Source organism: Aliiglaciecola sp. CAU 1673 (assembly GCF_029223185.1).
Classification (GTDB): Bacteria; Pseudomonadota; Gammaproteobacteria; order Enterobacterales; family Alteromonadaceae; genus Bowmanella.
Genome location: NZ_JARHUG010000018.1, coordinates 48,230 through 74,011 on the forward strand (window position 1 = coordinate 48,230; position 25,782 = coordinate 74,011).

General features: G+C 51.5%; 25 protein-coding genes. 12 read left to right on the forward strand and 13 right to left on the reverse strand.

Features of this window, described 5'->3' with window-relative positions:
• Positions 1 to 22: 22 nt before the first annotated feature.
• Together P2G88_RS16290 and P2G88_RS16295 are read left to right on the forward strand one after the other, a co-directional pair.
• The gene (locus P2G88_RS16290) at positions 23 to 295 is read left to right on the forward strand and encodes a type II toxin-antitoxin system Phd/YefM family antitoxin (RefSeq protein ID WP_275797877.1); all 273 of its coding nucleotides are present in this window, start codon (positions 23 to 25) and stop codon (positions 293 to 295) included.
• A gap of 42 nt (positions 296 to 337) precedes the next feature.
• Positions 338 to 544, forward strand: a complete 207-nt coding sequence (locus P2G88_RS16295) for a Txe/YoeB family addiction module toxin (protein WP_275797879.1) — start codon at positions 338 to 340, stop codon at positions 542 to 544.
• A gap of 207 nt (positions 545 to 751) precedes the next feature.
• Here the strand turns inward: P2G88_RS16295 and recD are convergent, their stop codons facing one another.
• The 3 genes from recD to recC are packed head-to-tail and all read right to left on the reverse strand — an operon-like array spanning position 752 to position 9,422.
• Positions 752 to 2,620, reverse strand: a complete 1,869-nt coding sequence (gene recD, locus P2G88_RS16300) for an exodeoxyribonuclease V subunit alpha (RefSeq protein WP_275797881.1) — start codon at positions 2,618 to 2,620, stop codon at positions 752 to 754.
• On the reverse strand, positions 2,614 to 6,138 hold the full coding sequence (recB, locus tag P2G88_RS16305; protein WP_275797883.1) for an exodeoxyribonuclease V subunit beta: 3,525 nt from the start codon (positions 6,136 to 6,138) through the stop codon (positions 2,614 to 2,616). The genes recD and recB overlap by 7 nt, the downstream gene beginning before the upstream one ends.
• Positions 6,135 to 9,422, reverse strand: coding sequence for an exodeoxyribonuclease V subunit gamma (gene recC / locus P2G88_RS16310; RefSeq protein WP_275797885.1), 3,288 nt, complete (start codon positions 9,420 to 9,422; stop codon positions 6,135 to 6,137). Before recC ends, recB begins: the two co-directional genes overlap by 4 nt.
• A 107-nt stretch (positions 9,423 to 9,529) precedes the next feature.
• On the opposite strand from recC, the gene ppk2 reads away from it, so the two are divergent.
• The 3 genes from ppk2 to P2G88_RS16325 all read left to right on the forward strand — a co-directional run bounded on the left by ppk2 (position 9,530) and on the right by P2G88_RS16325 (position 11,849).
• Entirely contained in the window at positions 9,530 to 10,300 is a 771-nt protein-coding gene (ppk2, locus tag P2G88_RS16315; protein ID WP_275797887.1) for a polyphosphate kinase 2, read from the forward strand.
• Between the two features lie 76 nt (positions 10,301 to 10,376).
• A complete protein-coding gene (gene xthA, locus P2G88_RS16320; RefSeq protein ID WP_275797889.1) occupies positions 10,377 to 11,183 on the forward strand; it encodes an exodeoxyribonuclease III in 807 nt (268 codons plus the stop codon).
• 3 nt (positions 11,184 to 11,186) lie between these two features.
• Entirely contained in the window at positions 11,187 to 11,849 is a 663-nt protein-coding gene (locus P2G88_RS16325; protein WP_275797891.1) for an energy-coupling factor ABC transporter permease, read from the forward strand.
• On the opposite strand, the gene P2G88_RS16330 is transcribed toward P2G88_RS16325, so the two are convergent.
• Positions 11,831 to 12,607: a hypothetical protein gene (locus tag P2G88_RS16330; protein WP_275797893.1), complete on the reverse strand. Its 777-nt coding sequence runs from the start codon at positions 12,605 to 12,607 to the stop codon at positions 11,831 to 11,833. The genes P2G88_RS16325 and P2G88_RS16330 overlap by 19 nt on opposite strands.
• A gap of 104 nt (positions 12,608 to 12,711) precedes the next feature.
• Between P2G88_RS16330 and P2G88_RS16335 the strand changes: the two genes are divergently transcribed.
• The 7 genes from P2G88_RS16335 (at position 12,712) to P2G88_RS16365 (ending at position 17,727) form a co-directional block, all read left to right on the forward strand.
• Positions 12,712 to 13,944, forward strand: coding sequence for a GGDEF domain-containing protein (locus tag P2G88_RS16335; RefSeq protein ID WP_275797895.1), 1,233 nt, complete (start codon positions 12,712 to 12,714; stop codon positions 13,942 to 13,944).
• A gap of 8 nt (positions 13,945 to 13,952) precedes the next feature.
• Entirely contained in the window at positions 13,953 to 14,999 is a 1,047-nt protein-coding gene (locus tag P2G88_RS16340; protein ID WP_275797897.1) for a sulfite exporter TauE/SafE family protein, read from the forward strand.
• 422 nt (positions 15,000 to 15,421) lie between these two features.
• Positions 15,422 to 15,718 carry a hypothetical protein gene (locus P2G88_RS16345; RefSeq protein WP_275797898.1) on the forward strand — a complete coding sequence of 99 codons (297 nt, stop codon included), beginning with the start codon at positions 15,422 to 15,424 and terminating at the stop codon, positions 15,716 to 15,718.
• 124 nt (positions 15,719 to 15,842) lie between these two features.
• Positions 15,843 to 16,376, forward strand: a complete 534-nt coding sequence (locus P2G88_RS16350) for a hypothetical protein (protein ID WP_275797899.1) — start codon at positions 15,843 to 15,845, stop codon at positions 16,374 to 16,376.
• Positions 16,377 to 16,576: 200 nt separating this feature from the next.
• The gene (locus P2G88_RS16355; RefSeq protein WP_275797900.1) at positions 16,577 to 16,840 is read left to right on the forward strand and encodes a ribbon-helix-helix protein, CopG family; all 264 of its coding nucleotides are present in this window, start codon (positions 16,577 to 16,579) and stop codon (positions 16,838 to 16,840) included.
• A complete protein-coding gene (locus tag P2G88_RS16360) occupies positions 16,837 to 17,127 on the forward strand; it encodes a type II toxin-antitoxin system RelE/ParE family toxin (RefSeq protein ID WP_275797901.1) in 291 nt (96 codons plus the stop codon). Before P2G88_RS16355 ends, P2G88_RS16360 begins: the two co-directional genes overlap by 4 nt.
• 204 nt (positions 17,128 to 17,331) lie before the next feature.
• The gene (locus P2G88_RS16365) at positions 17,332 to 17,727 is read left to right on the forward strand and encodes a DUF3718 domain-containing protein (RefSeq protein WP_275797902.1); all 396 of its coding nucleotides are present in this window, start codon (positions 17,332 to 17,334) and stop codon (positions 17,725 to 17,727) included.
• A 55-nt stretch (positions 17,728 to 17,782) separates the two neighbouring features.
• Here the strand turns inward: P2G88_RS16365 and P2G88_RS16370 are convergent, their stop codons facing one another.
• The 9 genes from P2G88_RS16370 to P2G88_RS16410 form a co-directional block, all read right to left on the reverse strand.
• Complete coding sequence (locus tag P2G88_RS16370) at positions 17,783 to 18,517, reverse strand: hypothetical protein (RefSeq protein WP_275797903.1); 735 nt, start codon at positions 18,515 to 18,517, stop codon at positions 17,783 to 17,785.
• A gap of 78 nt (positions 18,518 to 18,595) precedes the next feature.
• Positions 18,596 to 19,069, reverse strand: a complete 474-nt coding sequence (locus P2G88_RS16375; protein ID WP_275797904.1) for a YcgN family cysteine cluster protein — start codon at positions 19,067 to 19,069, stop codon at positions 18,596 to 18,598.
• A complete protein-coding gene (locus P2G88_RS16380) occupies positions 19,062 to 19,736 on the reverse strand; it encodes a fumarylacetoacetate hydrolase family protein (RefSeq protein ID WP_275797905.1) in 675 nt (224 codons plus the stop codon). The genes P2G88_RS16375 and P2G88_RS16380 overlap by 8 nt, the downstream gene beginning before the upstream one ends.
• Positions 19,705 to 20,712: a lytic murein transglycosylase gene (locus tag P2G88_RS16385; RefSeq protein ID WP_275797906.1), complete on the reverse strand. Its 1,008-nt coding sequence runs from the start codon at positions 20,710 to 20,712 to the stop codon at positions 19,705 to 19,707. Before P2G88_RS16385 ends, P2G88_RS16380 begins: the two co-directional genes overlap by 32 nt.
• A complete protein-coding gene (locus tag P2G88_RS16390) occupies positions 20,705 to 20,998 on the reverse strand; it encodes a YcgL domain-containing protein (RefSeq protein ID WP_275797907.1) in 294 nt (97 codons plus the stop codon). The genes P2G88_RS16385 and P2G88_RS16390 overlap by 8 nt, the downstream gene beginning before the upstream one ends.
• 46 nt (positions 20,999 to 21,044) lie before the next feature.
• Positions 21,045 to 22,187: a ribonuclease D gene (gene rnd / locus P2G88_RS16395; protein WP_275797908.1), complete on the reverse strand. Its 1,143-nt coding sequence runs from the start codon at positions 22,185 to 22,187 to the stop codon at positions 21,045 to 21,047.
• A gap of 39 nt (positions 22,188 to 22,226) precedes the next feature.
• Positions 22,227 to 23,879: a long-chain-fatty-acid--CoA ligase FadD gene (gene fadD / locus P2G88_RS16400; RefSeq protein WP_275797909.1), complete on the reverse strand. Its 1,653-nt coding sequence runs from the start codon at positions 23,877 to 23,879 to the stop codon at positions 22,227 to 22,229.
• Between the two features lie 198 nt (positions 23,880 to 24,077).
• On the reverse strand, positions 24,078 to 24,965 hold the full coding sequence (locus P2G88_RS16405) for an alpha/beta hydrolase (RefSeq protein ID WP_275797910.1): 888 nt from the start codon (positions 24,963 to 24,965) through the stop codon (positions 24,078 to 24,080).
• 39 nt (positions 24,966 to 25,004) lie between these two features.
• Positions 25,005 to 25,700 carry a Slp family lipoprotein gene (locus P2G88_RS16410; RefSeq protein ID WP_275797911.1) on the reverse strand — a complete coding sequence of 232 codons (696 nt, stop codon included), beginning with the start codon at positions 25,698 to 25,700 and terminating at the stop codon, positions 25,005 to 25,007.
• Between the last annotated feature and the right edge of the window lie 82 nt (positions 25,701 to 25,782).

Below are 25,782 nucleotides of genomic sequence, written 5' to 3' on the forward strand. Positions count from 1 at the left end.
TTCCGTAGATTTTGGTGACCTTATGGAGACAATCAGCATAAATAAATTCAGAGACAATCTGAAAGCCGTTGTCGAACAAGTGGTTAGCCGCCATGAACCGCTTAAGGTCACCCGTCGCGCCGGTAAGGCCTTTGTGGTGGTGAGCGCCGATGACTGGGAAAGAGAGCAGGAAACCCTGCGTGTGCTGCAAAACAAAAGCCTGATGCGGCAAATAGCTGACTCATTACAGACCCACAACAAGGGACAAGGCTATAGGCCCACGGAAGAGAAAATGAATGAGATCACTGGTCTTTGAAGGTAATACCTGGCAAGCCTGTGAAGCCATGGTGATTAAGATATGCGGTTGTGTAAGGCATTATGCAAGCTGCTAAAAGAAATGCTCAAAGCCGACCCCGCCAGCGGTCTGGTTAAGCCCGAACCACTAAAACATAACCTCACCGGTTTCTGGTCAAAACGCATTTCCCAAAAAGACCGCCTTATCTACCGCTTTGATGATCATGCTATCTATATCTTCGCTATTGGTGGGCATTATGATCAGGAATGAGTGGCAAGCTGCTATTTACACATTGCCAAATAGGCGAAGCAATCAAACCTCAATCCAAATGGATGCCCGATAACGACTTCGGGCATGACAGTGCTAACTTTGAGAAGCGCTGTTCTCGGACTCAGGGCCATCAGACTAATTATTCTCTCACTGAACTTTCAGACCACTCTGCCCCGCTCGTCACTCGAAGCTCGTTACTCGTAACTGTTATCCCTCATATCTTACCGATTCGCCAAGCCTGCTGGCTAACCCCGAGCCGCGCATACAGCGCCGCTGGACCGCTTGATTTAACACTTGTGAACTGGCGTACAGACTAACCTGCTTTTTGGCCCGGGTAATGCCGGTATACAACAGTTCCCGGCTTAGGAGTTCATTGCTTTGTTCACCCAAGGCGAGGATGGCGTGCTCAAATTCGCTGCCCTGGCTTTTATGGATGGTCATGGCGTAAAGAGTTTGGTGTGGCGGTACACGGCTGGGGAGCAGGCCTTTCAGCTCGCCCTGGCTATCCATAAACCAGACTTTAAGCATGCCTTCCCTATCGGCCATACAGATGCCGATATCGCCGTTAAAAAGCCTTACGCGGTAATCGTTTTGACTGACCATTAGCGGGCGGCCGGGGTAAAAATCCTGTTGGGGACGGATCCAGCCGCGCTGCGTCAGCGCCAGTTGCACCTGGGCATTGAGCTGTTCGGTGCCCCAGGGGCCTTTACGGGTGGCGCAGAGCACTTGCTGACGAGCAAGGCAGGCAAAGGCTTCACGGATATCACCGTTATCGATGGCTTTAAAGTAGTCTTGCAAGCTTTGGCATAAGATATCGAGCAGGTGGCTTTGCCTTGGTTTGGCTTGCCACAGCACATCCTCTGATGGTTGCTGCAAAAAGGCGTTCAGGCCCTGGCTATCGCCGCTATTGGTGAGCATGGCCAGCTTACCAATACCGCTGTCGGCGCCAAAACGGTGGCTGTGGGTCAGCATCACCACATTATCCTGCAACCGGCTTTGCGCTGTATCGCATGCCGGTAGGTCAGGGCCTCCCAGGTCTTTAATCAGCTTACAGGTCTGTTGACTAAATTGGCCGAGGGAGCTTTGTGCAAAGGGCTCGCCCAGGCTTTGGCATATATCGGCCAGCACCGTGCCCACCTCTACGGAGGCCAACTGTTGACGGTCACCCAGCATCACCAAACGGGCATGACTGGGCAGCGCAACAAAGAGCTTGGCCATCAGCGGTAAATCCACCATCGAGGCTTCATCCAGGATCAGCATATCCAGCGCCAACGGATTATCGCTGTTATGCCGAAAATGCACGCTGTTGGGGATAACGCCCAGCAAACGATGCAGGGTCTGGGCCTGCTCGGGAATATCGGCCGACAGTTCTGTCGGCAATTTGGCCTTGGCGGCGCCGATAGATTCACTGAGTCTTGCCGCTGCCTTGCCAGTGGGAGCGGCCAGGGCGATGCGAAGGGGCTTTCCCTGCGCCTTGGCCAGGCCCTGCACCAGCGCCATCAGGCGGGTGACTGTGGTGGTTTTACCGGTGCCGGGGCCACCGGTGATCACACAAAAACGGCGACTGATCGCCAACAGCACCGCCACCTTTTGCCAGTCGATACCTTCCGAGGGAGGAAAAAGCCCCAACAGCAAGGCCCGGCAAGCAGATGGGTCTACCACCAGGGTTTCTTTGCTTAATGCCAGGATCGCCGCCGCCAACCGGGTTTCGTATTGCCAATAGCGCTGCAGGTACAGATCCTGCCCCTCTTTCACCAGCGGCTTGTCTACGGATAACTGCCCGCCATCTGCGCTGGCGATGCACCTTGCCTTATCCAGCATGACGCCAAGGGCAGCTAGTGTCAGCGGCGACTGGTGCAACAGCGTCAATCCCTCATTGACCTTGTGTAACAGCGCATCGAGCGACAAACACACATGCTGGGCACTTAGCTCCTGGCTTAAGACGGCGGCCACCAAACCTAAAGACTGTTTATTCTCAACCTCCCTTTCGGCCACAAATTCACCCAGGGCGACATCCAGTTCACTGAGCCAACCCGCCGCCACTAGAGGATTTAAATAAGAATAAATATTCAGCATAGAGATAATTGTTCCATCTCGGTGGCTTTGGGCGACTCCCCATTAAACAGGGCATCCAGGGCCAGAATCAGCGCCTTGGGTGGGCGGATAGTCAGAATGCCGCAACCGGGATGGGCCGGGTGCATACCGCGTATAAACCAATAGCAGGCCCCGCCCATATCCTTGTCATAGTCATAATCGGCGCGGCGCACTGATAAAAAGCGATGCAGGGCCAGGCAATACAATATGGCCTGCAGACGGTAGTCATGGGCGACCATCGCCTGCTCCAGCGCCGCTTGCTGATAATCACTAAAGTTATTGCCCAGATGATTGGACTTGTAGTCGGCCACATAAACCTTGCCGTCGGCTTCAAACACCAAGTCGATAAAGCCTTTTAGCATGCCGTTAAGATTGTCAAAGTCATAGCGGGCGCCATAGCCAGGCAGGTGCTTTTCCACAAGCCGGTTAAAGGCCCCGGCTGAGACTCTTGCCAAAGGCAGGTGAAACTCCAGTTCCACCTTTGTACGCCCAAGCTGAGACAAGGTTAATGCACGGCTGTCAAACAGCGGGGTTTGCACCACTTCCTCAAGCCAAAGGCTGACCACCGGCCACCAGCTTTCATCAATGCCGTATTTTTGCCCTTGCTCCGCCACCAGTAATGCAAAGTCCCCTGCCTTGCCCTCTTCCACCCATTGCTCCAGCACCCCATGCAAGAACGTACCAGCCTTGGCACCGCGGATAAAACCAAAGCGATCCAAGCGTACTTGCGGGGTATCCACAGGCAGTTCGATATCCCGGCCTTCATCCTGTCCGGGCGCGGGCAAATGATCCTGAGCCAGACTGATGGCCGAGTAACTGGTCAAACGCCAGCTTTGGCGAACACTGCGACTGAGCCTGGCGTTTGTAAGTTGCACCGTTTCACTGTCTGCTACCGGCGCCAGGGGGACAGGCGCGCTGGCAACAATGGGCAGATAGGTGATCCCAGGCTCCTGAGCCAGTGCTTGCAAGCGCTCAGCCAAAGGAATGATCTCATCGCCTTCTTTTGTCAGCAGACTACCCAAGGCGCTTAATCCCAGCAATGAGCCTTTGCCATAGCGGGCGGCAGGATCCCAGACCCCTAAACTGCAATAGTGCACTGAGCGGGTCAGGGCTACATAGAAAAGGCGGATATCCTCGGCCAGACGCTCCTGACGGGCTTTCTTCAATGCCTGTTCACCTGCTAAAAAGTCCACCCAAAGCTGATGCTGCTCATCATGATAAATAGGATCCAACTGCTCATTAACCCGGGTGGCAAAAGGCACAAACACCAGCGGATATTCCAGGCCCTTACAGGCATGCATGGTAATGATTTGCACCAGTTGGGCGTCAGTCTCCAGCCGTAACTGCTGACCTTCATGGTTTGGATCGGGAGCCTGTACTTGCTGCTGATACCAGCGCAGAAGTTGGCTTTCGCCTTCAAGCTCGGCGCCTTGTTGCTGCAGTAATTCAATCAGATGACGAAGGTCGGTCACCCGGCGCAGCCCGTCACCGCCACTGCCACTGCCACTGCCACTGCCAAGCACAGATTCAAACAGGTTGAGGCTGGTACTCACCTGATACAAGGCCGCGGCTATGCCCTGGGTCTGCCAGATACGGTGCCACTGAGCAAACTGCCACAGCAGTTGCTGCCAGCGGTTGTCATCCTTGAGCCAGGTATCGAAGTCCTCACCAGATAACCCCACCATCGCGCTCAACATCGCCGCCTTAACCGCCTGCTCATCCGCCGGACTATGCAGGGCTTGCAACAACAGCAACAGGTCGGCAGCGATCTCAGTGTCAAATACGCTGCGCCTGACTAAGAACACACTGGCAATATTCAGCTCGGCCAAGGCCTCTTTTATCAGCGCTGCCTCGTTGCGGTCGCGCACCAGCACCGCACAATCACCCGGGACCAGAGCGCGATCTTTCAGCCGCGCCTGGCCTTGTGCACCGGCCTTAACCAGCGCTGCAATCTGCATAGCGCAGTGGCGGGCCAAAAGCGATTGCACCTGGCTAAAGGGCTGCGGTCCTTCTCCCTGAAGATGGTGGAAGGCCAGTCCCACAAGCGGCTTGCCATCGACCATCAGCGGCTCTGGCTTACGGCCGGGTTCAACCGCTGAAAAGGGAATATCCTGATTAAACAAAAACCCCCTGACGCTTTGTTTAAACAGGCTATTTACCGCCTTGACCATGGTCGGTTGTGAACGCCAGTTTTTATCCAGGGTAAAGCGCTGCGCTTCTGGTACCTGACGCTTGGCCTTGATATAGGTAAAGATATCGGCACCGCGAAAGGCATAGATTGCCTGCTTCGGATCGCCGATCATGATCAGACATTCATTGCCGGCGGGCGCATAAATGCGTCCAAAAATATCGAACTGGATGGGATCGGTGTCCTGAAACTCATCGATCATGGCTGCCGGATACTGCTGGCGAATAGCACTGATAAGGGCCTCGCCATGTTCACCGCCAAGTGCCCGGCTTAAATTTACCAACAGATCATCGGGGCTGAGTTCATGATGAAGCCCCTTGGCCTTTCCCAAGGCTGCTTTGACTTTTATCAGCGACTCATGACTATGGTGCAGTAACAGTCCCTGCTCCAGGGATTGTTGTAACGCCAGCACCTGTTCAAAGCGAGCAAAATCCAGATGCGCCATCTGCGGGCTTTTCTTGGTACGGGCTTTTTCGATTTTTTCAGGGAAAAAGGCATCCCAGCCATGCTTTTCAGCAAAAGAAAAAGTCAGGTCACCACTTTGACAAAACGCCTGCATGGCGGCCACTAACTCCCCTTTACCCAGCAGCGTATTGCCTCTGAGGGCGGCATTATTGAGGGTGTCAGCAATGTTTTCATCCAACCACCAGCGTTTAAGCTGGGTTACTGCCAACTGATAGTCTTGCAGCAGATCATGTGGGGCCTTTTTCAGCGGCGGGCTTTTAGCATCGCGATTTAACAGGCCGCGAATATGGCGCAGCAAGGCGCCGGGCTCAGCCCATTGGGCCAGCGTCAGTTGCAACAGGGTCGCAGATTGGGTTTGCACATGGCGGCGCCAGTAATCGTTAACCGCCTGTTGCAAAAAGGCCGATTCATCCAGGATCAGACTTTGCTGATAAGCCGCACCGCTTTCAAAGGCATGTTGGGTAAGCATACGCTGGCTGAAACCATGGATGGTAAAGACCGATGCTTCATCCATTTGCCTGAGCGCCAGAAACAGCCGCTGGCAGGCCTCGGTGCGATCAGGCAACTCATCAATCAGGGTCTGGATCAGAGGATCTTGGCTGGCGCCCAGATAAAAATCCATGGCCGCCTGCTGTATCAGCTCACGAATACGGCTTTTAAGTTCGGCCGTGGCGGCGTTGGTAAAGGTCACCACCAAAATGCGATCCACGGTAAGCGGCGCACAACCATGGCCAAGCAACAGGCGCAAATACAAGCGCACGATGGTAAAGGTTTTGCCGGTGCCGGCGCTGGCCTCAATCAGGGCCTGGCCGTTAAGGGGGAAGCGGCCGATATCCAGGGACTTCATGCTGACTCCTTGTCTTTAAGGCCTGTGAGTAAACGCTCCGCCCATTCACAGCTTTGCGTAAATACCGGCTCAAGCTGTGGGAAGCAGCGCCTGACATGGGGCTCCTGCCCTTCTCCCATTGTGTTTTGATTGCCGTAAAATTTGTCCAGACACTTGTCTTTATCGCCTGTTGTCAGCCACAACCAGGCGGTTTCCACGAAAAAGGGCAAGGGCCTGGCATGACCTTCACGCCAGGCAGTCACAAATTCAGATAAATACCCTCTGGCCTGTTCCTGACTGGGCGCGGCTAGCACAAGGGGCTTTGTCTCATGGCCGACAAGTACCGCTTCATCCAGCGCTTCGCCCTGGGCGCTTAATACCAACAGCCGCAGCCACAGCATCAAACGATGTTTTGCCGCTACTTTGCCGGCGCGGTACAGCACCAAACGCCTGCCAAACACACGATCCTGATGGCCCTGAATCAACAGGCCGTCAATCTCAAGGGCAACACTGATACGCCGCGGCGATACTGTCCCTTCAAAGCTGTGTAGCTGCGAAGCTAAGGCCTGATATTCACTTTGCAGGGTGTTTAAGGCCAGTTTGCCGCTTTCCCCCACGGGCAGCACGCCCTGTGCACTCATGCGGGTCAGCAGGGAACCCTGATCTTGCCCGCTCAGCAACTTTTCACGCAGCAAGTAGCGGGGCAAGCCCGACAGCACAAATGGCTCTTCATCGGCGATGTCATCGGCAACGGCTTTAAATTGAACCTGCCAGCGCAGTTGGAAAAAGCCTTTGGCCGGGTTTTGGAAAAAACTCAGCCAATCCTCATAGGCCATATCGCTCTCTGGTGTCAGGTTCGACAGCGGCGCACCGACAAAGGGCGCTGATGGTGCAGCGCCCTGCTCCAGGGTTTTGGCCAGGTTAAGCCAAAGGGGCTGGTAGCTCAGCTGAAGGTTCGACTGAAGGTTTTGCTCATTAGCGCCTTGAAAATAGTCTTTGGCAAAGGGTTGCAAAGGATGCTGGCGGCAAAGATGATGTTTCACATCCTGCGCTTGCCCACCGTCGAGGCAATACACCTGCCGGCAGTACTCCACCAACTCGCTGACCAAGACTGACGGCATACGCTCACTGTTGTCCCGCTCACTCTTGCCTATGTAACTGATATAAAGGGCCTCGCGGGCCGAGAGCAAGGCTTCAAGAAACAGATATTTGTCGTCCAGGCGGCGCGAACGATCGCCCTGGCGTGGCTTAGCGTGCTGCATCAGATCAAAGCCCATGGGCAGCACCTGACGGGGATAATCGCCGTCGTTCATGCCCAGCAAGCAAACCAGTTTAAAGGGGATGCTACGCATGGGCATCAGGGTACAAAAGTTAATCGCCCCGGCTAAAAAGCGCTGACCGACCCCGCGCTCCTGCAAATGCTCATCGATGGCCTGCTGGAAAATGTCCTGAGCGATGGGCCAGTCAAAGTGCGGCTGGTGTTGTTCCAGTAGCACCAGCGCTTCCTGCAAACGCACCAGGTAAGTTTCTTCTTCATCCTCTGGCGCAAACAAACGGGTAATCAGGTCCCTGGCAAAGACGAGTTTATCGGATAAGGGAGCCTCCTTCTGGCAATGGTCCAACGTCCAGGTGATCACCCGCATAAAACCGATAAATTTGCCCAAGGCAGCGCTGGCCTGCCCTTCTAAATCTTCAAAGGGCGCGATCAGACCAAAATCGTCCTGATACAGAGGGGTATCCATGGCATAACCACAGAGCAAACGCTCAAGACCAAACAGCCAGGTATTTTGCGCTTCAGGGGGTAAATCCCAGCGGGCCTTATCCTTGCCATCCAGCCCCCAGCGCACTCCCGCATCCGTCAACCAGCGTTTAAGCAGCTCAAATTCCTGGCCATCAATGGTAAAGCGCCGGGCAATAGCCGGCACTTGCAGGATATCCAGCACCTCAGACAGCGTCAGTCGCTGTTTATGCAATCCCATCAGGGTTAAAAAGGCCCCCAGGAGAGGCGATTCCTGGCCCAGCCCTCGATCAGAGATGGCATAAGGCAGGCTTAATTCTTTAGGTTTGGTACCGAATACGCCATGGATTAGCGCGGCGTATTGGCCCACATCCGGCATCATCACCACGATATCGCCGGGATGTAACTGCGGATGGGCATCTAAAAACGCCAACAACTGGTCGTGTAATACTTCCAATTCGCGCTGCCGGGAGTGGCAGCTGTGCAAGCTCAAACTGCGATCGTCTGGCTGGATGGCAATCTTGGGGAATTCTGTCCCCGGGCCCAGCAGTTCTTCGGCGCTTAAAGGGGCGCTACTGCCCCGGTGTGTCAGGTCGAAGACTTCCTGCTGCAAGTGACTCAACAAACTGCTGGCCTTGGGCGCAACAAATTCATCATGCTGCTGCATGGGCACTTCAAGCAGCATATCTAAAAATTCCTGGCCCAACCGTCCCCAGGAGCTTAACAGCGGATTGCCCACATCCAGCCAACTGGCTTCCTGCTCGCCATTGATGCGTTTCAGATCCATCCTTGCCTTACGTTTCAGATCTACCACATCGCCCCAGTAGTGCTCGCTGGGGTTCGACCAGAAAAGGTAAACCGGAATATGCTCTGCCAAAGCGCTGAGCACCTCTAATTGCTGTTTGGGGAGTGCTGAGATACCGAAGACAAACAAAGCCTGGGGCAGATCATCGGGTGCCGCCTGAGCCAAGCGTTCCAGCAGGGCCTGGTGCAAATTGGCCCGATGCCAGGGGGACTCCCCCAAGGCTTTGGTCTTGTCCACCAAGGCCCGCCACAAAATCGGCTGCCAGGGCTGCTTACCGATATCCACATCGGGCAACCGATCTTCGCCCTGCTCCCAGGCCAAAATCCAATCGGGCCGGTACACCAGATATTGGTCAAACACATCGGCAATCTTATGGCTGAGCTGAAACAGCTTAAAACCGTCATCGCCCAGCAAATAGCCGGCGACAGGGGCAAAAGCCGGTTGCTGACAAAGCTGGGGTAACAATCCCATCAGCTTCCAGGTCATGGCCGCTTTGGAAAAGGCCGAGTCTTTGGGTAAATCAGGAATCAGGCGGGTATAGAGTTGCCAGATAAAGCTGGATGGCAACGGAAATGCTAGGTTAGCGGCAATACCGAGTCGTTCGGCCACCTGCAATTTTAACCATTGGGCCATGCCGGGGCTTTGCACCAGGATGGTCTGGCCAACTGACCAATCCTCTTCGGTCCCTTGTGCCTGGGCCAAACATTGGCAGAGTCTTTCTGCCAGCACTTCCATTTTGTTTGACTGAACTAACTGGAGCATGGGAATAGTGGTTCTTATACTATTAGCTGATGGTATCACATGCCGGGCAGCGAACAATGCTGCAAAGTAGCCCAACACTGGGCTTATAACGGGTCAGGAGTGTTGGGATGAAAAAAGAAGACTACACAAAGGAACTAAAGGCCTTACAGGTGGAGTTGGTTTACCTGCAGGAATGGGTAAAAGCCAAAGGCATTAAATTGGTGGTCATCTTTGAGGGGCGCGATGCTGCCGGCAAAGGCGGCGTGATTAAAGCCATCACCGACAAGCTTAATCCTCGTGTTGTGCGGGTAGCTGCTTTGGGCAAACCCAGTGATAAAGAGCGCCATCAATGGTATTTCCAGCGCTATGTGGAGCAGTTGCCGGCCGCGGGTGAGATTGTACTTTTCGATCGTAGCTGGTACAACCGTGCCGGCGTGGAAAAGGTCATGGGCTTTTGCAGCGACGAGGAATATCGCGATTTTTTATTGGATTGTCCCGAATTTGAGCGGATGTTGCAGCGTTCCGGCATTGTCCTACTGAAGTATTGGTTCGCCATTTCAGAAAAGGTTCAGGAGAAACGCTTCTTGTCGCGGCTTAACAACCTGGTAAAACGCTGGAAGTTCTCCGATATGGATTTAGTGTCACGCAGCCATTGGGCCGAGTACAGTATCTGCCGGGACAAAATGTTTGCCCATACCGACACCGAGGATTGTCCCTGGTATGTGGTGGACGGCGATCATAAACGCACCGCGCGGCTGAATTGCATCAGCCATCTGCTTTCCCAACTGCCCTATGAAAAAATTGCCTTTCCCAAGGTTAAATTACCCAAGCTGATGGAAGAGGATAGCCATGAGCATGGCCTGTCCGCCTACCGCCAAGTACCGCAAAAGTACAAATAGTTATGGTGTTTTGGGGTTAGTCGTCAGCAGGTGCATTTGGTAATATAAGACACAATGTTTTCAAGACTGAATATTCATGAAAGTAGTTTCTTTTAATATCAATGGCTTGCGTGCACGCCTTCATCAACTTCAGGCCCTGATCGACAAACACCAACCCGATGTCATCGGCCTGCAGGAAACCAAGGTCAGCGATGAACAGTTTCCCCGTGAAGATGTGGAAGCCATGGGCTATCAGGTCCATTTTCATGGGCAAAAAGGCCATTACGGCGTGGCCCTGCTTTCCAAGCAGTCTCCTGAAGCAGTGCAATACGGCTTCCCCGGTGATGGTGAAGATGCCCAGCGACGCATGATTATGGCCACCTACGCCCTGGAAGACGGCTCTAAAGTGCGCATACTCAACGGCTATTTTCCGCAAGGGGAAAGTCAGGATCATGAAATCAAGTATCCGGCCAAACGCAAGTTCTACGCCGATTTGATGCAGTATCTGGACGACCATCATGCTCCCGATGAGCAGTTGATAGTGATGGGCGATCTGAATATTTCCCATCAGGATCAGGATATTGGTATCGGCGAACAGAACCGCCTGCGCTGGCTGAAAACCGGCAAATGCAGCTTCCTGCCAGAAGAGCGTCAATGGATGAACCGGTTGATAGACTGGGGATTCTTCGACAGCTTCCGTAGCCTCAACCCCGAGGTGGTAGATCAATACAGCTGGTTTGACTATCGCTCCAAAGGTTTTGACGATAACCGCGGCCTGCGCATTGACCTGATCCTGGCAACCGATGCACTGCATAAAAAGCTCACAGAAGCCGGCATCGACTATGAGTTGCGTGGTATAGAAAAGCCTTCAGATCACGCCCCTATCTGGGCAGTGTATCAATAAAGCATGAGTGCCCTCGACAGCCTTAGTTTATGGCAAGCCATCGCCTGGATGTTATATCTGGGACTGATGGGCTTTGTTATCTATCGCCTGCCGTTGGGCGCCTTATTGCAGGATAAGCAAAGCCAACATCTGGTTTTCGGCTCGGCCGCTTCGATGTTTGTACTTTGGCTGTTTCGCGCCGGCATTCATGACGGCCTCAATGTGCATTTTTTGTGGTTAACAGCCCTTACGTTGCTGTTGGGCCTTCGCCGGGCCTTATTCAGTGCCATGCTGGCGTTGATTGGTATTACCGCGGTGGGTAAGGAAAGTTGGGCCCTGTTTGGCATTAATGGCCTGCTTGGCGTGATGTTGCCGGTAGTGCTCAGTTACCTTATCTACAACCTGTCTTTTCATAGGTTGCCACGGCATTTTCTGGTTTATGTATTTGTCTGCGCGTTTTTGCCGGGCGCTTTGATGATCGCCCTAAAGATGGCCGCTATCGGCTTTTACTATAATCTGGATGGCCTTTATGACTGGCAGACCGTGATGGACAATTACCTGGTATTGATCCCACTGCTGCTATTTCCCGAAGCCATGCTCAACGGCATGACCATGACCCTGCTGATTATCTATCGCCCTGCCTGGGTGTATACCTTTTACGATAAGTTTTATTTCAAAGACGAATGACGTTGCGCCTGGCGTGCATTGAGATCGGCTAAGGTTTCCACCAAGCGGAACTTCTGTTTCAAGGCCTGAATTTTGACTTCTTCTTTAATAAGAAATTGATTGAGCTGCTCGATAATCTCAGGTGATTTGAGGCTGGATAAATGAAAACCCACTGGCGAAAACGGCAAACTGGGATCCATCACCAATGTATCAGGTGCCCCCACTTGCTCCAGATAGTGACGCGCGACATTATATTCCACGTCGGCGCCATCTACCCGTTGCTTTAGCACCAGGCCAAGAGCTGATGCGGCATTGGGCACTTCCACAATACGCACATTAGTTTGCAGTTTCAGCCACTCTATGGGGGTAAATCCCAAGGGCACAGCTAAAGTTCGAAACTCGTGCAAGCCCTGCCCCAAGCGCTCAGGACGCACCATGGTGCCACCCAGAATATGAACCAGAGGCGCGCTAAAATGGCGCTCTTGACCGTCTTCCTGAAAATCTGCCCAGGCTGGATTGTCCGGAAACAGGAAATCCACTTCAGGGTTTTGCAATAGCTCTCGCTTGGCTCGCTTTATAGGAAAAGGCAAGAACACCAGACGGTGGCCATATGCTTCGGCGAACATGGCCAAAAGCTCACTGGCGTATGTGGGATTGCTGTGATCGGTAAAGTCATAATGAGGAAAGTAATCAATACGCTCGACCGCAATCACCAATTCCTTGGCACTCAATTGCCAACTGAACAAAAACATCATCAGTGCGACTATCGTCTGGTTCACGGAATGCCCTGTGCTTCAGCTTGGAGGAATAGCTATTCATTAGAAGGGCAAAGACCGCCCTTGCCAAGACAAATCCATAAAAATTCCATAAAATGCAGGCCTCGATGCAAAGGAGTCCAGAATTGCTGAATCTGAGTTTGCTGGTAAAACGTAGCCTTCCCGCACTGTTACTGCTTGGCATCGCCCTGTATCTGGCCCAAAGCGGCCATCATCTGATCAGCCAATGGTCCTCACATTTGACCTATCTTCCCGGCGTGGCCCTTATCCTTTGTGGCGCCATGGCTTGGCGCTTTGGGCGCAGCCGTATGCTGTTTTGCTGTGTACTGCTGGGATTATTGTTATTGCCGCCAGACTCTCCCCTAGCCAGCTACCTGAGGGGATTTTCTGTGCATCTGTGTTTAATGGCAGGCATGGTGTATCTGCTTTTTGCCAAAGACAAAGGCTTTGCACCTGTAAACCTGTTACTACCACTGGTAATGTTGGCGCTAATGGGCGTCGCCAGTCAGCTGCTTCTGGAATTTACCAGTCAGCAAAGGCAAGTCTTGCCGGTTGTTGTCAGCAACCAGTTGACCCTTTGGTTACCCGCTAATGTAGCCCCGGTGCAAGGCATTTATGTGCTCTTGGCCTGGTTACTGGGCTTTGTCGCCTTGCTGCGCAGGCCCACCAACAATAACGCAGTGCTTTATGTCAGCCTGTTGCTACTGCCCATCTTGGCCTTTGCACCAAGCAATGCCCTGCTGACCACCCGCCTCTGTGTATTTACCCTAGCAGTGCTGTATATGCTGTCGGTAATCATGGACAGCCACGATATGGCCTTTCGAGATGAACTGACCGGCATTCCGGGCCGAAGGGCGCTGATGCAATATGTGCAAACCTTGGGTAAACGCTATGTGGTGGTAATGGCAGATATCGACCACTTTAAATCCTTTAATGATACCTACGGCCATGATGTAGGCGATCAGGTCCTGAAGCTGGTGGCCAGCAAACTTCGTAAAGTGACTGGCGGCGGTAAGGCTTTTCGCTATGGTGGTGAAGAATTTACCCTGGTGTTTGCCGGTAAAGACCCCGAGCAGGTCGTGCCCCATGTTGATGCCTTACGACAGGCTATTCAGGACTATGCCATGGTCATCCGCGCCAAAGACCGACCGAAGAAAAAGAGCAAATCCGCCAAGCCGCAAAAACAAGCTAAGCAAAAAACCGTAAAAGTCACCTGTAGCTTTGGTATTGCCAGTCGCAGCAAAGAGGCAAGTGAATTTCAAAGCGTGATGAAACAAGCAGATCTGGCCCTGTATGACGCCAAAAAAGCCGGTCGTAACTGCGTGAAAATCAAGGCCTGATGCAGATAATGGCAAGCCCGGTCCCCAGCCAACAAAAACGTCAGCCAAAGCAGCGGCTATGGATATGGTTTGCTGCCCTGGCACTTTTTTATTCAGTCTGGCTTTATCTGGTCATTAACCAGGGTTATTGGCAACAAACCACAGAAAACTGGCCCATGGCCGTGGCCATGCTATTTGGCAGCTACGCCGCTGGTTCAACCCCCATGGGAGGCGGTAGTGTCGGTTTTCCCATCCTGGTGCTGCTGTTTGAACAATCCGCCAGCCTTGGCCGGGACTTTAGTTTTGCCATACAAAGTGTCGGCATGACCAGCGCCAGTATTTTCATTCTGGCCAGCCGCCAGCCGCTTGCCTGGGCCATGCTCAAGGGCGCTATGCTTGGCGCGTTGGTGGGCACGCCCCTTGGAATATGGTTTATCGCGCCCTTTGTGCCCGAGCTTTGGATCAAGATGATCTTTGCCGTGATCTGGGCCAGCTTCGGACTTTTGCATCTTTATCGCCTGCAGGAAATCACGGCGCACAGCGGTATGACCGAAATCAGTGAGCGCTGGGATTTTCGCCTTGGCCTGTGGCTGGGCTTATCGGCCGGGGCCACCGTTGCGGCCACGACGGGCGTGGGCATCGACATGGTGATTTACTGTGCCCTGGTGCTGTTGTGCCGGGCCGATATGAAAATCGCCATTCCTACCTCAGTGCTGATTATGGCCTTTACCTCAGTCCTAGGCGTAGGCGTTAAGCTCTTAGGCACAGGCCTGACACCTGGCGTATTCGAAAAGTGGCTGGCGGCCGCGCCCGTCGTCGCCTTAGGCGCGCCCCTTGGCGCTTATGTGGTAGCTAAGATTGGACGTAAACCCACCCTCCTGGTCGTCGCCGCGCTCTGTGTACTGCAATATTTCTGGACTGTCTATGCCACCAGGGAACAACTTGGCCTTGGCGGGGTTCTGCTCTCCGTCGCAGCTGTAGCCGCTTGCTTACTGGCACTGGAAAAACTGCGCCAACTGGGCGCCCGCCTGGTGGGCTATAAGACAGCGAAGGAAGAAGCCGGAAGTGAGGAGTGATGACTGATGACTGATGACTGATGACTGATGACTGATGACTGATGACTGATGACTGATGACTGATGAGCGAGGCTGCCCCCAAACAGCTGTGTGCATGCACAGTTATAATAAGAAACCCCGATTTTGGCTGTTTTGCTCCGACATTATCGAGAATTAATTCTCACTTTCGCCGCCGTACAATCCTCTAACGCATTGTTAATATTGAAAATATTCTGAGCATTGCGTTTTTATCGAGACCTCGTTTACACTCAGTTCTCACTTTCCCCCGCAAGCACGCGGCTGACAACGCCCCCCGATACAGGCTAATAGCTTGAAGTTAAAGGATTAAAATGAAGAACAAAGGGAAATTGCACAAAATCAACCGCGGACATTATCGCGAATTCAATCTAATAAGCTGTTATACATCACAATAGGTACATTTGATGGACAAAGATCAAGTTGAAGCTCATTCACTTTTTAATAGCATGCTAAAGAAGCAAGCACTCTTAGATGAGTTTGAAAAACTCCGCCCAAATTGGAAAGGCAGTATCATTAGATTTGCAAGCATGGTGCTTGCAATGGCCTTTATTCTATTCATGTATCCAGAAGTTGCTCAGCAACCTGTTTCGTATGTTTTTTTAATTCTTATATTTGGTATGAGTTCAGAATTGCATGCTGAAAGCAAAAGAATTAATAAGCGTATAGATGCGCTTCATAAGTTGTTAAAAGATGATGTATAACAAGGCGCATCACTCGTGGCCTGCGGCCACTGGGACGTCAAACGCTAACGCGTTTTTCCGCCCGTGTGCTTTGCGTTATGTTTTTGCAAACCACTAGAATTTTTTTAAAAGGGATTTGAAATTCATGAAGTTCATCAAGTTTACAACGCTCATATTGGTCGTTGCCATTATCGGAGCTGTACTGTCATACGAGAAAATTATCTCAAATATCTTACTACCACAGTATATTGACTGGGCGTATGAAACTGATAAACAAGGTTTGGAATCTGGATCACCTTTAAATGCTCAGGAACTGTCTTTAGCAACCGATATAGGAATCCAAAACCCAAAAAAAGTTAGGATTGTGTATGTGGATGAAGTTCCGTTCCCGTACGAAAACTTTGCGCTGAAAACACTAGGTGAAGCACTCGGATTTATTGGTGAAGGTATTATCAACAACGCCCAAGTGTTTGGTTATTCAATTTATGTTCGTAATGGTTATGAACTGAATAGGCCAAAGCTAGCTCATGAATTGGTGCACGTACTTCAGATTGAGCGAACCAGTCTCGATCACATAATAACTCAGCACTTCTCGGATTTAGCAGAATATGGGTACGACAAAGCTCCTTTTGAGGTCGAAGCGTTTAAAGCGAATGAAGAGTATGCGAGTAATTGGTAACCATGCGCTGTAGTAGAAAAACATAACAAGCGCATAAACTCGCTCGCGGGCTCGTTGGGGCAATAACACGTAGGCTCATTCGCTTCCCTCGCATTTTAGCCTACGTGTTATTGCCCGTTATGGGGCGTTATAAATCACGCTAGTCCTGAGCGTATGCATGTACTAAGATGTAATACATACGAATACAGGGGTATGTTTCGATGGGTATTACAAGTATACGCTTAGCCGATGACATAGATAAGCCACTTGAATCTTTAGCCAGCAAGCTGGATAGAAGTAAAAACTATCTTATAAATCAAGCGATTAAAGAGTTTTTGGCAAGGCATTCCCTCGAGGACTCCAGGTGGTCAGACACACTTGAGGCCATGGAGTCTATTAAGTCAGGCAAATCCATTGCTGAAGCGGATGTGAATGCCTGGTTGAACAACTGGGGTACTGGTGAGCGCAAAGCGCCACCTAAATGATTGAAGTAAGGTATTCCCCGGAATCGCTCGAAGACCTTCAACGAATTGTCGAGTTTGTTGAAGTGAAAAATCCATATGCTGCTCGACGAATCGCAATTGATCTTCAAGAGGGTGTTTCCAGGCTAAAGCAGTTTCCCGAAATTGGCTTGCCAGTGATTAAAGCGCCTGATCCCGAAAGAATCCGGGACCTATATGTCAGCGATTACACCCTGCGGTATTTAATTACCGACCGCACTGTTTATATTTTGCGAGTTTGGCACAACAAAGAAAACGAGAAGAACTTATAACAAGCTGAGTAGTTTGCCGAAAATGCGCATAACAAAAGTGTCTGCTTTTTAGGGGCGTATCAGCCTCACCCATCACACTCAATTTCAAGCCCGTATACAAACTCATACTTATGTACCATTTTAGGTACTGTAACGCCCGGCTAATTTTCCTACACTACATTCCGTCAAGACCGTTAACCAATTTTTAACTTAAGAGGCTCTGCCATGAAAAAATCTACTATCGCCCTGTTGACCGCTCTGTCTGCCGTTGCTTTCAGCCCTGTAACTTTCGCTGACATCAACGATGATCTACAAAACATCTGCACCATCGTTAAGAACGATGACAAGTCAGAACTGCGTAAGAAAATGAAGAAGGTACAGGACGACTACAACCTGCGTCTGGGTGACTACTACAACGGCGTAAGCTGTGGCGGTAGCAGCCTGATCCGTTACTCCATGGAGAATAACGCGGTTGAGGTAGGCACTTACATGATCAAGAAAATGAGCAAGTCCGAGCTGACCAACGCCGAACAAGACGGTATGGCGCTGCAACAGTGGGCCGAAGCCAATGGCCATATCGCAAGCCCCATCGGCCAGGAACTGCTGAGCCGTATCGGTTAATCAATAGCGAATAACCTGCAGAATTCATAAAAATCCCGCCAACTGGCGGGATTTTTTATGGCGCGCTCTGTTTGGGCAGGCTTTGAATCAGGCCATACTGCTCAATCAATTCATCAATTTGCTGGCGCTGGTCAACCAAAAACTGATCGAAGCGATTAATAATCTGTGGATATTTCAAACTGGAAAGGTGGTAGCCCACATGAGACACAGGCAGTTGCCTGGCGACCACCAGGCTGTCTGCCAAAGACAAGCGCTTTAACTGATGAAAAAGCACGTTGTACTCGCCTTCTGCAGCCGTGACCCGGTCCTTTAAAGCCATCATCGCCGCAGTCAGGTTGTCACTGACTTCCACAAATTGAAATCGATAATCCGGTTGCAAGTCCATCCACAAGGTTGGCGTAAAGCCACGCACCACGGCCAGGGTTTTTACCTTGTCGATAGTGATATCTGCCAAGTCGGGTTTGACCAACGAAACGCCGAGAATGCGGATCACTTCCTGGCTGAAAAAACGACCATCGTCGCCTTCGCGTAAAGCCTGCCATTTAGGGTTGTCCGGATACAGCAAATCCACGCTGTCCTCCAAGGCTGCACTTTGCCGCTTAACCGGCAGGGCTACGTAGGAGAGTTGCAACCCTTCATGCTCGGTAAACAACGCCAACAGATCCGCAGCAAAGCCCCGGAAGTGACCAGAGGTAATGTCGTAGTGAGGATAGTGATTGATCTGTTGAATGCCCACCGTCAGGCGCGTCGGGACTGAATCCTGAGCAACAGACCATGCACTGAACAACATGAATAAAGTAAGAACGAGCTTTACCATTGCCTCAGACTGAAAACATCAACTGATGTCAGTCTAGTGAGGAAAAGTGGATCAGTCGATATCGGCCATGGGCCACAGCACAATGTAGTCTTCAAAATGCACCATAGGCACATCATGTTCGGAGATAATTTTGCCCCGTACCGACATCCCTGCACTATGCATCGCCGACTTTTTGCCCTTGTTCAGAAGTGGATGCCAGGAAGGCAGCTCCCGCCCTTCATGCAAGCGGCGATAACTGCAACTAAGCGGCATGAAATTGATGTTTTTCAGATTCTCGCGGGTCAGTTTGACGCAGTCCGGCACCAGTTGCATGCGCTTTTGATACTGACTGCATTCACAGGTTTTACTGTTAAGCAGGTAACAGGAAATATTGGTGAAATGCACGGTTTCCTTAGCCGGATCCTCTTCCTCTTCATCAATAAATTTATTCAGACAACACTTGCCACAACCGTCACACAGGGCTTCCCATTCCTCATCATTCATTTCCAATAAGGATTTATGCAGCCAGAAGTCTTTCTCAAGCATGCTGAACCTTTGCCTGTGCCTGCAAATGTCCGTCAAGTCTGGCATTGAGAGCATCGCCTGGATTAAGCGGCCCTACCCCTTTTGGCGTGCCGGTTAACACCAGATCGCCAGGTTCGAGGGTAAAACAGTGGGAAATCTCACAGAGTAAGGATGGGATATCGCGGATCATCAGCCTGGCATCCCCACGTTGGCGAGATACGCCGTTGACTTCAAGGCTAAAACCAAGCTGCTGCAAATCGCCAAGTTGTTGGGCAGGCACAAAGCCGCTTAACGGACAGCTGCCGTCAAAGGCTTTTGCTCGCTCCCAAGGCTGGCCCTTGGCTTTAAGGCTGTCCTGCACCTCTCGCAAGGTCAGGTCCAAGGCTAAGCCTACGCCCCAAATAGCCTCCATGGCCTGCTGTGGGGTGGCATTCTTTAAGGGTTTGCCAATAAGTAATGCCAGTTCAAGCTCATTATGGCAAGGCCCCTGCCCGCTTGGAATGGTCACCGCCTCAGCGAAAGGCACAAACGAGGTGGATGGCTTAATAAACAACAAGGCCTGTTCAGGCACCTCATTGTTTAACTCCTGCACATGATCCAGGTAGTTGCGTCCCACACAAACCGCCTTGCCAACAGGCAAGGCAATAGGCAGACCTTTATTGTCCAGGTGCCGATACGCTATCGTCATCGATGCCTGCCTTAATCTTGTCGGAGAGATAACATACCGCGCTGCCAAAATAGGTAGAACGGTTCCAGTTCATCAGCGTATGGAAATTGTCGTAGACCAGATAGATACGGCCCTTGGCATCATCCGGCATGATCATACTGGCCATCAGATCGCGGCTTGGCAAATCAGCGCCATCGTAACGACGCACCCCCAGCTTCTGCCACTCGGACAGGGTACGCATTTTGCTCTTTTCCAATCCCGTCAGGCTGGTATCAAAACCGGCGGGCAATTTGACCTGGCGCCCCCAGGTTTGAGAAGCATCCCATCCCACGGTGCTTAAATAGTTAGCGATAGAGGCAAACACATCAGCCTGATTGCCCCAGATGTCTTTCTTGCCATCACCATCATAATCGTAGGCGTAAGACAGGAAAGACGTAGGCATAAACTGGCTTTGGCCCATGGCACCGGCCCACGAGCCAACAAATTTTTCCTTCTCAATATGGCCTTCATTGAGGATCTTCAGGGCAGCAAACAACTGCTTTTTAAATAGGTCTTCACGGCGACCATCATAGGCCATGGTAGTGAGCGCAGAAATCATTGGGAAGTTACCCTGGATCTTGCCAAAGTTACTTTCGTTACCCCATAAGGCCACAATGAAGCGAGGCTGTACGCCAAACTTTTTACCAATATCCTCTAGCACGCTTTGGTGTTCTTTATACAACTTAACGGCTTGCTGAACCTTCCACTCCGGCACCCGCGTACTGAGGTACTTATCCAGGGTCAGTTTGAATTCCGGCTGGTTTTTATCGGCTTTTACCGAGCGCTGCAAAAAGCTCACATCGGCAAAGGCGTCATCCACAAAAGTTTGAGTAAACCCTTGTTGAATTGCTTCAACCTTAAGGCTTTGCACATAGTCCTCAAAGCTGGGTTTGCCTTCGGTTTGGGCCAGCACTGCTTGGCTGGTAAAAAAAGCCAGCCCCAACATCCACTTACGCATTTTTGCTTTCCCCCATTAGCTTTTGTTCTGCCTTGTGTTTTTCCAGCAGGTTCTCTTTTGGCGGCGGCAACTGTAGGTAGAAACCTTTGTCTTCCAGCGCCTCTCGCACCTTAACGGTGTCGCTGATGGCCAACTTGGCATCAGGCTTGATGACGGTCACCATGACCAGTTTTGGGGTACCAAAGTGTTGCATTAATTCTGTGGGTACAGAGGAGAAATCATCCCGCTTGGGGACAAATAGATAGGTCTCGTCTTTTTTGCTGCTCTTATAGATAGCGCACAACATCTAAAATTCTTACTCCTTCGGCTGGCAACAATAGGCATTGCTTGTATTAGTCGAACTTTACGCCCGTAATACGGCAGATCCCGTCACGAAGTAATGGCAATCGCCAGCCGGATATTAATTCAGGAACCTGCCCCATTAGTTTACTCTCATCGAGTGTGAACCACAGCCACTTTAGCAATTGGTTTATCTGTTTTTTTGAACCGAGTAACTCAACCGGAATGGCCAATTGTGACGCCACTTCTTCACAATAATGACGCAGGTTGGCTGAGGTTTTCTTATAGGCAGGAAAATCCACCAACCGTTCAACATTGGCCGGATAATGCTCTGGCGGCAGGCGGTTCACGTTATCCAGAATATCCAGCAACTCTTCACCGTGTCGACGCACATCCTGCGGAGCCATTTCGGGGATGGCATAAAGGGCATTTTTGTTGGCGGGTTGACGCCTGGCAATATTGACCAGCGCCCCCTCCTTGATCACAAAGTTAAGGGCGAGATTGCGGGTTCTGGCTTTTTCGAGTCGCCAGGCGGCTAAGGCTTTCAAACAAGCCAACCCACGACCGCTGAGTAACCAGTTGTTCTTAATAGTCAGGTAAGCGTATTCGCTGGGCAGATCCTGGCGTTTGCGCGCCGCCAACTGCGCTGACTCCTCCAGTACCCAGGCAGTACGCCCTAAGGCTTCGATTTCAGCGGCGATAGGCGAAAATAGCTGATAAAGGTAATACACATCGTTAGCCGCGTAGGCCAACTGCTGTTCACTCAAGGGTCTGGCCAGCCAGTCGGTGCGGGATTCGCCCTTATCCAGGCTGACGCCAAGACGTTGTTCAACCAGCTTGGCATACCCCACTGACGTGCCCTGATTCAGCAAACTGGTGGCAAACTGGGTGTCGAACAAAGGGTTGGGCATCACACCAAGGGCTGTCCAGAAGGTATCGAGATCTTCCGAACAGGAATGTAATACTTTAATGACCTTGGGATTACTCAGCAGGTTAGCCAGAGCAGAAAGCTCCCTGATGGCAATGGGATCGACCAATGCTAACTGTTCACCATCATAAAGTTGCACCAAACCAATTTGCGGGGTCAGGGTTCTGGTGCGGACGAATTCGGTGTCAACGGCAATAAAAGGCTTGGTTTGTGCGCGCTGGCAATAGGTTACCAGGGCGTCTTTATCTTTAATGTATTGATAATTCATGTATATAACAAAAGGCCGGCGATTGCCGGCCTGTATTGGTTAACTCCGAAGTTCACGTCGCAATATTTTACCGACGTTGGTCTTGGGAAGATCAGGACGAAACTCGACTTGTTTGGGCACCTTATAACCTGTGAGGTGCTTGCGGCAATGGGCAATCAAATCTTTTTCGGTCAACAACGGATCTTTCTTGACCACGAACAATTTGACCGCCTCACCCGTGCTTTCGCTGGGCACGCCCACCGCAGCCACTTCGGCAACGCCTTCGTGCATGGCCGCCACTTCTTCCACCTCATTGGGGAAGACGTTAAAGCCAGAGACCAAAATCATATCTTTCTTACGGTCAACAATATAGAAAAGACCCTCTTCGTCCATACGCGCCACATCGCCGGTAGCCAACCAACCGTCTTTCAGGACATCGGCCGTGGCTTCTTCACGGTTGAGGTAGCCTTTCATCACCTGCGGGCCTTTCACATACATCTCACCAGGCTCGCCTGGTGGCACTTCGTTGCCCTCCTCATCCATCAACTTAATGTCCGTTGACGGCAAGGGATATCCAATGGAGCCGGTGTAACGGCCGATATCGGGCTGGGTAATACAGACGGCGGGTGAACATTCGGTTAATCCATAACCTTCAAGCAATACCTTACCGGTCACCGCTTGCCATCTCTCGGCCACAGGGCGTTGTACCGCCATACCACCACCGAGCACAAACTTAAGGCCGGAAAAATCCAGATCCTTAAACCCGGGAGTGTTCAGCAAACCGTTGAACAGCGTGTTCACACCGGTAATCACCGTAAAGGGGTATTTACTCAGCTCTTTGACAAAGCCAGGCATATCACGCGGATTGGTGATCAGCAGGTTGCGGCAACCGTATTTAACGAAGACCAGGCAGTTCGCGGTCAGGGCAAAGATATGGTAGAGCGGTAGCGCCGTCACCACCAACTCCTTGCCTTCTTCGATGGCCATTTCCAGAATATTGGAGACTTGCTCCAGGTTAGCTATCAGGTTTCTATGCGTCAGCATGGCGCCTTTAGATACACCGGTGGTGCCACCGGTATACTGCAGGAAAGCAATGCAATCTCCTGTCAGTTCAGGACGCTTGTAAGGCATGGATTGACCGGCCTTGAGTGCGTCCATAAAAGCCATGGCGTTTTTGAGATGAAAAGGTGGAACCGCCTTTTTCACGTGTTTAACAACGAAGTTCACCAGCCAGCGCTTTGGTGCAGGCAGCATGTCGCCGGCACTAGTCAGGAAAACCTTTTTGATACCGGTATCTTCCACTACTTCGGCCAGGGTATGGGCGAAGTTTTCGATGATCACGATGGCCTTGGCACCGGCGTCGTTGAGTTGATGCTTTAGCTCACGGGCCGTATATAGCGGGTTAACGTTGACCACGGTCAAACCGGCTCGCAGGATCCCGAAAATAGAGACCGGATTTTGCAGCAGGTTGGGCATCATAACCGCAACCGCATCTCCTTTTACCAGCCCCATGCCTTGCAGGTAAGCGGCAAACGCCTTGGTTTGCTTGTCCAACTCGGCAAAAGTCATTTCACGGCCCATGTTGATATAGGCAACGTTGTTTTTGAATTTGGATATCGACTGCTCGAGGATATCCACAATGGAAGAATAATGGTCGGGGTCTATCTCTGCCGGAACGGCGTCAGGGTAATGTTTCAGCCAAATCTTTTCCACATTGCCTCCTGCGGCACACTTGTCGTCATTCTTGTTGTATGTTCCTTCGGTCCTTGTAGGGAATGGACCGATTATTTAGCTTGGTCAACAGGTTAACCCGGCCAGACCACAATAGTAGCCAAAGCATTAACAAAGTTAAACGGGAAAACGCAGCACAATCAACGCCAAATTAACCTTTTGGGCAAAATCTAGCTTCTATCAAGGCTGATTTAGGCCCCAAAATGCCCGAAGCTGTTCAGCTAGCACCTGTGGTTGCTGCATATGAAAGTGGTGTCCACCCTCACAGCTACTTTCTTTAAGGTTAACAATCCATTCACGACGCTTAGCCTGATTGATCCTAATTTTTTCAAAACCGGACTCTCCTCTTACGGCCAACACAGGACATTGGATCCCGCAAAGAAATGCTTTGGCCTGCTCATCCGTCATCCGCAATGATGAGATCGTGCGCAGGCGCCGGTCGGTGCGCCATTTAAGTCCATCGTCTGTTTCAACCAAGTTACGCTCGACCAAAATACGGGCCGACTCCTTATCGATATCCCCTGCCATCGTTCGCGCAATCACCGCTTTAGAAAATGAGGGCGGATGACGGGCTTCTTTCTTTTCGATCTCCAAACGACTGAGGACCGAATCGCGCAGCTGCTGGGCACTGGTTTGTGCTTCCTGAGTCAATGGCCCAAAAGCCTCCAGCATGGTCAGGGTCAACACCCTTTCCGGAAAACAGGCGCTATACAAAGAGCCGACAATACCGCCCATGGAATGGCCCAGGATATGAAATTGCTGCCAGCCCAAGGACTCCACCAGAGCATGAATATCCTGCACCCAATCCATTAAATGGTAATGGGCATCAGGGCTGCGGTGAGCAGAATGGCCATGGCCGGCAAAATCCAGGGCGAGGAAATCCACGTTTTGCATAAAGCCTGAAAGGGGCAAAAAACTGGCAGCATTATCCAGCCAGCCGTGCAGCGCCAATACTTTGGGACCTAAAGGATCACCACAGCGTAACCCGGCTAATTGAAGATGAGATAGAGAAAATTGGACAGCTTGCATAGCAAAAAAGGCGGCAATGTTTTGCCGCCTTTTTAACATTTCATTGCCGCCTTGCCTATGGCAACGGCAATATTTTGCCTACTGCTCTTTGATATTACCCATATCTTCAGCCACCCGGCGGGAGCGGGTTTCCTGCTGCTGAAATGAAGGTTTGGGTCGCTCTGTGGCCGGCGGCGTGGCCGGTGAGGGTGAAGAAGCACCGCCAGAGCTAAGACCGCCGCGACCGCGCACAATCACCCGCTGGTGATAGGGAAACATATACCAGCTATGGGGAGCGTACCAACCATGTCGATAGTAAGGCCAGTGACCAAAGCCAACGCTGATGGTGGTCACATCCACTTCCGCCACTTCCTGCCACAAGTGGTAACCGCTGGCATGTAAGGTCGGGAATTGATAGGTGTGCTCACCCACCAGCCCTTCTTCGATACCAATTACCTGACCGGAGACAGTCACTGACCGGCCGGGCTTAAACACCATGGGGTCGAGGAAGCCGTCCACATACACCCGGAAACGACCAATGCTTTGATCACTGATCAAAGGGCGGCCAGAGCTCCTGATGGGGTAATGCAGCATTTCCACCAAGGTGGCATCCTGCTGATTCTGCACATTGGCAATCACCCCACCCCATCGGGCTGGCTCACCTTTGACTGCCTCGGCATTCGCGGCCACTTGCGGGTAGCTGACAAGACGGTTTTCGTCTGCCACTTGCAGGCTGTCAGGCATGGTGCTGCAGCCGCCTAAGAGTAAAAAAGAAAAGAGTAGTAAGGATCTCATCGCTTATCCTTCGGACAACAGGTAACTCGCTCAAGTATATAGTTTTATTATGGGTTGGATAACTGAACGAGGACTGAATTTT

What these genes read in the sequence shown, in the direction of transcription:
- P2G88_RS16355 (WP_275797900.1), top strand. Translation starts at nt 16,577, where the DNA reads ATGGGTATTACAAGTATACGCTTAGCCGATGACATAGATAAGCCACTT.
- P2G88_RS16405 (WP_275797910.1), bottom strand. Translation starts at nt 24,965, where the DNA reads ATGTTAAAAAGGCGGCAAAACATTGCCGCCTTTTTTGCTATGCAAGCT.
- P2G88_RS16380 (WP_275797905.1), bottom strand. Translation starts at nt 19,736, where the DNA reads ATGACGATAGCGTATCGGCACCTGGACAATAAAGGTCTGCCTATTGCC.
- P2G88_RS16370 (WP_275797903.1), bottom strand. Translation starts at nt 18,517, where the DNA reads ATGTTGTTCAGTGCATGGTCTGTTGCTCAGGATTCAGTCCCGACGCGC.
- P2G88_RS16365 (WP_275797902.1), top strand. Translation starts at nt 17,332, where the DNA reads ATGAAAAAATCTACTATCGCCCTGTTGACCGCTCTGTCTGCCGTTGCT.
- recD (WP_275797881.1), bottom strand. Translation starts at nt 2,620, where the DNA reads ATGCTGAATATTTATTCTTATTTAAATCCTCTAGTGGCGGCGGGTTGG.
- xthA (WP_275797889.1), top strand. Translation starts at nt 10,377, where the DNA reads ATGAAAGTAGTTTCTTTTAATATCAATGGCTTGCGTGCACGCCTTCAT.
- P2G88_RS16340 (WP_275797897.1), top strand. Translation starts at nt 13,953, where the DNA reads ATGGCAAGCCCGGTCCCCAGCCAACAAAAACGTCAGCCAAAGCAGCGG.
- P2G88_RS16410 (WP_275797911.1), bottom strand. Translation starts at nt 25,700, where the DNA reads ATGAGATCCTTACTACTCTTTTCTTTTTTACTCTTAGGCGGCTGCAGC.
- P2G88_RS16295 (WP_275797879.1), top strand. Translation starts at nt 338, where the DNA reads ATGCGGTTGTGTAAGGCATTATGCAAGCTGCTAAAAGAAATGCTCAAA.
- P2G88_RS16325 (WP_275797891.1), top strand. Translation starts at nt 11,187, where the DNA reads ATGAGTGCCCTCGACAGCCTTAGTTTATGGCAAGCCATCGCCTGGATG.
- P2G88_RS16345 (WP_275797898.1), top strand. Translation starts at nt 15,422, where the DNA reads ATGGACAAAGATCAAGTTGAAGCTCATTCACTTTTTAATAGCATGCTA.
- P2G88_RS16350 (WP_275797899.1), top strand. Translation starts at nt 15,843, where the DNA reads ATGAAGTTCATCAAGTTTACAACGCTCATATTGGTCGTTGCCATTATC.
- P2G88_RS16390 (WP_275797907.1), bottom strand. Translation starts at nt 20,998, where the DNA reads ATGTTGTGCGCTATCTATAAGAGCAGCAAAAAAGACGAGACCTATCTA.
- P2G88_RS16335 (WP_275797895.1), top strand. Translation starts at nt 12,712, where the DNA reads ATGCAAAGGAGTCCAGAATTGCTGAATCTGAGTTTGCTGGTAAAACGT.
- P2G88_RS16360 (WP_275797901.1), top strand. Translation starts at nt 16,837, where the DNA reads ATGATTGAAGTAAGGTATTCCCCGGAATCGCTCGAAGACCTTCAACGA.
- P2G88_RS16290 (WP_275797877.1), top strand. Translation starts at nt 23, where the DNA reads ATGGAGACAATCAGCATAAATAAATTCAGAGACAATCTGAAAGCCGTT.
- P2G88_RS16375 (WP_275797904.1), bottom strand. Translation starts at nt 19,069, where the DNA reads ATGCTTGAGAAAGACTTCTGGCTGCATAAATCCTTATTGGAAATGAAT.
- ppk2 (WP_275797887.1), top strand. Translation starts at nt 9,530, where the DNA reads ATGAAAAAAGAAGACTACACAAAGGAACTAAAGGCCTTACAGGTGGAG.
- rnd (WP_275797908.1), bottom strand. Translation starts at nt 22,187, where the DNA reads ATGAATTATCAATACATTAAAGATAAAGACGCCCTGGTAACCTATTGC.
- P2G88_RS16385 (WP_275797906.1), bottom strand. Translation starts at nt 20,712, where the DNA reads ATGCGTAAGTGGATGTTGGGGCTGGCTTTTTTTACCAGCCAAGCAGTG.
- recB (WP_275797883.1), bottom strand. Translation starts at nt 6,138, where the DNA reads ATGAAGTCCCTGGATATCGGCCGCTTCCCCCTTAACGGCCAGGCCCTG.
- recC (WP_275797885.1), bottom strand. Translation starts at nt 9,422, where the DNA reads ATGCTCCAGTTAGTTCAGTCAAACAAAATGGAAGTGCTGGCAGAAAGA.